This is a genomic window from Mycobacterium alsense, from assembly GCF_002086635.1.
GTDB lineage: Bacteria > Actinomycetota > Actinomycetes > Mycobacteriales > Mycobacteriaceae > Mycobacterium > Mycobacterium alsense.
In genome coordinates, this window is record NZ_MVHD01000106.1 from 1 (window position 1) to 4,208 (window position 4,208).

Below are 4,208 nucleotides of genomic sequence, written 5' to 3' on the forward strand. Positions count from 1 at the left end.
CCATGACCTGGTCGCCGACCTTGACGGTGCGCACCTGCGGCCCCGACGGCGCCATCGTCGAAGTCACCGCGGCCGGCATCTGCGGATCCGACCTGCACTTCTACGAGGCCGATTTCCCGCTGGCCGAACCGATCACGCTCGGGCACGAGGCGGTGGGCACGGTCGTGGAGACGGGGCCGCAGGTGCGCACCGTCAAGGTCGGCGACCAGGTCATGGTGTCGTCGGTGACCGGCTGCGGCGCCTGCCCCGGCTGCGCCACCCGCGACCCGGTGATGTGCCACGCCGGCTTTCAGATCTTCGGCGGCGGGGTGCTGGGCGGCGCCCAGGCCGACCTGCTGGCGGTGCCGGCGGCCGACTTCCAATTGCTCGAGATGCCCGACGGGATCGACACCGAGCAGGCGCTGCTGCTCACCGACAACCTGGCCACCGGCTGGGCCGCGGCGCAGCGCGCCGACATCCCCTACGGCGGCACCGTCGCGGTCATCGGCCTGGGCGCGGTAGGCCTGTGCGCGCTGCGCAGCGCGATTTTCCAGGGAGCCGCAATGGTTTTCGCGGTGGACCGCGTCGACGGGCGCCTCGACCGCGCGGCCCGCTGGGGCGCCACGCCCATCAAGGCGCCGGCGGTCGAGGCCATACTCGCCGCGACGGGCGGGCGCGGCGCAGACGCGGTGATCGACGCCGTCGCCACCGACGCATCCCTGACCGAGGCGCTCAACGCGGTGCGGCCCGGCGGCACGGTCTCGGTGGTCGGGGTGCACGACATGAATCCGTTTCCGCTCAACGCGTTGGGCTGCCTGATCCGCAGCATCACGCTGCGCATGACCACGGCGCCAGTGCAACGGACGTGGCCGGAGCTGATCCCGCTGCTGCAGTCCGGCCGGCTCGACGTCGACGGCATCTTCACCACGACGCTGCCGCTGGACGAGGCCGCCAACGGCTACGCGACCGCGGCGTCGCGGTCGGGCGACGACGTCAAGGTCCTGCTGAAACCCTGACACAGCCCCTGACTCCCCGACGCCTCGGGCTCACCCCGCCCGCGTCGCCGTGATGTATTGCGAGTGCATGAAGGCGTCGATCTTGACGTCGACCTCCGGCGGCGTCATCCCGTAGCCGGCCTGCAGGTCCAGCGTGTTGCGGACCGGTTCGACGGCCCAACCGTGCGCGGCCAGCGATTCCGCGGGGTCGATGGTGGGCTCGTAAGTGAGGGCGGAGAAGTCCACGTCGCCGGACATGTTGACGCCGGGGTGGTCGGTTTCCAGGGCGCTGAGCTGCTCGCGGTCCAGGCGCGACCCGAGCGCGCCGATCGCGATCCGGCTGCCCGGCGCGCTGAGCCCGCTGATCCGGGTGAACAGCGTGTTCTGGGCTTCGTCGGTCAGGTAGGGCAACACTCCCTCCACCGAGAAGGCGCTGGGGGTTTCCGTGTCGAAGCCGCCGGCCTCCAGGGTCCGCGACCATTCGGTGCGCAGGTCGGCGGCGACCTCCACCCTGCGGGCCTTGGGCGTGGCGCCCCGTTCCCCGAGCACGCGCGATTTGAATTCCAGGACTTTGGGCAGGTCCACCTCGAAAACCGTTGTGCCGTCGGGCCAGTCAAGCCGGTAGGCCCGCGAATCCAGCCCCGCCGCGATGATCACCGCCTGCCGGATGCCCGCGCCGCCGGCGGAGGTGAAGAAGTCGTCGAAGAACCGGGTCTGCACGCCGTACAGGCGGGGAAAGGCCGTCTCGTCCTCGGAGGTTCCCGGGTTGGCAAGCGCGCCCGCCAGATACGGGTCACCCGACGCGTCGATGAACAGCTTGGCGTACTCGTCGCGGACCAGCGGCCGCGGGCTCGCGGCGTGCAGGGCCCGCCATCCCGCCACGAGCAGCGCGGTGTAGCCCACGCTGCTGACGATGTCCCACTGGTCGTCGTCGGACCGTTGCGACCCGAACTCAGGAGTCCCCATAGCAACCCAAGCTACGCAATCTCCAGCATGACGGTCACCGGGCCGTCGTTGACCAACTCGACTTGCATGTTCGCCCCGAACACGCCGGTGTGCACCTGCGCGCCCAGCGACCGCAACGCCTCGGCGAAAGCCGCCACCAGCGGTTCGGCGACCTCACCGGGAGCGGCCCCGTTCCATGACGGCCGGCGGCCCTTGGCGGTGTCGGCGTACAGGGTGAACTGGCTGACGACCAGGATGGGTGCGTCGGCGTCGGCGGCGGACCGTTCGCCGGCGAGAATGCGTAGATACCAAAGCTTTTCGGCCAACCGCCGGGCCTTGTCGGGATCGTCGGTGTGGGTCACGCCGACGAACGCCACCAAGCCCTGGCCGTCCGGCCGGATGGCACCCGCCACCCGGCCGTCGACCGACACCGACGCCGACGAGACCCGTTGCACCAGAACCCGCATGGCCCTCGATGCTGCCAGGCCGGACCGGCACAGGTTGGGTAGGCTCGTCACGTGTCCGTGCTCGTCGCGTTCTCCGTCACCCCGCTGGGCGTCGGTGAGGGGGTCGGCGAGATCGTGGCCGACGCGGTTCGCGTGGTGCGCGAATCCGGGCTGCCCAACAAGACGGATTCGATGTTCACCGTGATCGAGGGCGACACCTGGGGCGAGGTGATGGCCGTCGTGCAGCGCGCGGTCGAGGCCGTGGCCGCCCGCGCGCCCAGGGTCAGCACGGTGATCAAGGCCGATTGGCGGCCCGGGGTTCACGACGCGATGACCCAAAAGGTCGCCTCGGTCGAGCGCCGCCTCTCCGGCGACTAGTCACCCGGTCAGTCGTGCACCGCGTCCTGGAACGCCCGCTCCGCCGCGGCGCCGTGGACGGCGAACACCACCCGCTCCAGCGAGCTCGCCCGGTGTTCGCGCACGGCGTCGACCATCAACCGCGCCGCGTCCTCGAGCGGAAAGCCGCCGACGCCCGTGCCGAACGCCACCAGGGCCAGCGAGCGGCAGCCGAGCTCGTCGGCCTTGTGAAGGGTCGAAACGGTCGCCCGGGTGATGATTTCGGCGGAGGTGGGTCCGCCCAGTTCCATGGTGGCCGCGTGGATGACGTAGCGCGCCGGCATGTCGCCCGCGGTGGTCTCGACCGCGTCCCCGAGCCCGATCGGCGCCTTCTCGGTCGATTCGCGCTGCACCGCGGGCCCGCCCGCGCGGGAGATCGCCGCGGCGACGCCGCCCCCGTGCCGTAGTTCGGTATTGGCCGCGTTGGTGATGGCGTCGACTTCGAGCTTGGTCACGTCGGCCTGCAGTACCTCTACCTCGATCATTGGCTCATTGTCCGTCCAGCTTGTCCGTTTGACTTGTCCGTTCAAGTGTCCGTCCGACGTGGAACGCCGGCGGGCGCATCGCCCGTGTGCCGTCCCGTTTGCGGAGGAGCCGGCCCATTTCCGCAGCTCAGCCCGGGACTCCACGCCTTTCGGCGAAGCGGATGGACAACTTTGTCGAAACTGAAAACAAATGTTTTCGCCTATGTATACGCTGTGTGCCTCGCCGACGGTCTGTAAGTAGCACGTGGAGGCCAGCGATGTCATATCTGATCGCTTCACCGGAATTCTTGTCAGTGGCGGCAGCGGACGTGGCGGGCATCGGCTCGTCGCTCAGCGCGGCCAACGCGGCGGCCGCGGCCTCCACAACGGGGGTGATGGCCGCCGGCGGCGATGAAGTGTCAGCGGCCATCGCATCGTTGTTTTCCGGCCACGCGCAGGATTTCCAGGCCCTCAGTGCGCAGGCGGCCGCGTTTCACAATCAGTTCGCGCAGGCGCTGACCGGCGCGAGTGGTGCTTATGCGGCCACCGAAGCCGCCAGTGCGAACCCCCTGCAGACGATCGTCGACGACATCTTGGGGGTGATCAACGCACCCACCAACCTGCTACTCGGGCGGCCTTTGATCGGCGATGGCACCAACGGGGCGCCGGGGACAGGCCAAAACGGCGGTCCGGGCGGGATCCTGTGGGGCAACGGCGGCAACGGCGGGTCCGGCGGGGCCGGACAGGCCGGCGGCCGGGGTGGTGACGCGGGGCTGTGGGGCAACGGCGGCGCGGGAGGCGCTGGCGGAACAGGGATTGCCGGCACCACTGGTGGCACCGGCACCACCGGTACCAACGGCGGCGCCGGCGGTACTGGTGTTATCGGCGGGGCCGGCGGGGCCGGCGGTGCGGGCGGTGCCGGCGGTAACGGAGGGTTGCTGTTCGGGGCGGGCGGTCCCGGCGGCATCGGCGGGACCGGTGGG

6 protein-coding genes are annotated in these 4,208 nt (G+C 70.4%); 3 read left to right on the forward strand and 3 right to left on the reverse strand.

The window, feature by feature from the left end:
- Positions 1-2: 2 nt before the first annotated feature.
- On the forward strand, positions 3-995 hold the full coding sequence (locus BST11_RS26530) for an alcohol dehydrogenase catalytic domain-containing protein (RefSeq protein ID WP_083141145.1): 993 nt from the start codon (positions 3-5) through the stop codon (positions 993-995).
- A 30-nt stretch (positions 996-1,025) separates the two neighbouring features.
- Here BST11_RS26530 and BST11_RS26535 read toward each other — a convergent pair whose 3' ends face one another.
- Together BST11_RS26535 and dtd are read right to left on the reverse strand one after the other, a co-directional pair.
- Positions 1,026-1,940 carry a class I SAM-dependent methyltransferase gene (locus BST11_RS26535; protein WP_067317959.1) on the reverse strand — a complete coding sequence of 305 codons (915 nt, stop codon included), beginning with the start codon at positions 1,938-1,940 and terminating at the stop codon, positions 1,026-1,028.
- 11 nt (positions 1,941-1,951) lie between these two features.
- On the reverse strand, positions 1,952-2,386 hold the full coding sequence (gene dtd / locus BST11_RS26540) for a D-aminoacyl-tRNA deacylase (protein WP_067317961.1): 435 nt from the start codon (positions 2,384-2,386) through the stop codon (positions 1,952-1,954).
- A 51-nt stretch (positions 2,387-2,437) separates the two neighbouring features.
- On the opposite strand from dtd, the gene BST11_RS26545 reads away from it, so the two are divergent.
- The gene (locus BST11_RS26545; RefSeq protein WP_067317963.1) at positions 2,438-2,743 is read left to right on the forward strand and encodes an MTH1187 family thiamine-binding protein; all 306 of its coding nucleotides are present in this window, start codon (positions 2,438-2,440) and stop codon (positions 2,741-2,743) included.
- Between the two features lie 8 nt (positions 2,744-2,751).
- On the opposite strand, the gene BST11_RS26550 is transcribed toward BST11_RS26545, so the two are convergent.
- A complete protein-coding gene (locus BST11_RS26550; RefSeq protein WP_067317965.1) occupies positions 2,752-3,246 on the reverse strand; it encodes a macro domain-containing protein in 495 nt (164 codons plus the stop codon).
- 257 nt (positions 3,247-3,503) lie between these two features.
- Here BST11_RS26550 and BST11_RS26555 point away from each other — a divergent pair.
- Positions 3,504-4,208 (forward strand): PE family protein (locus BST11_RS26555; RefSeq protein WP_142276605.1); only part of this gene is annotated, 705 nt, incomplete at its 3' end.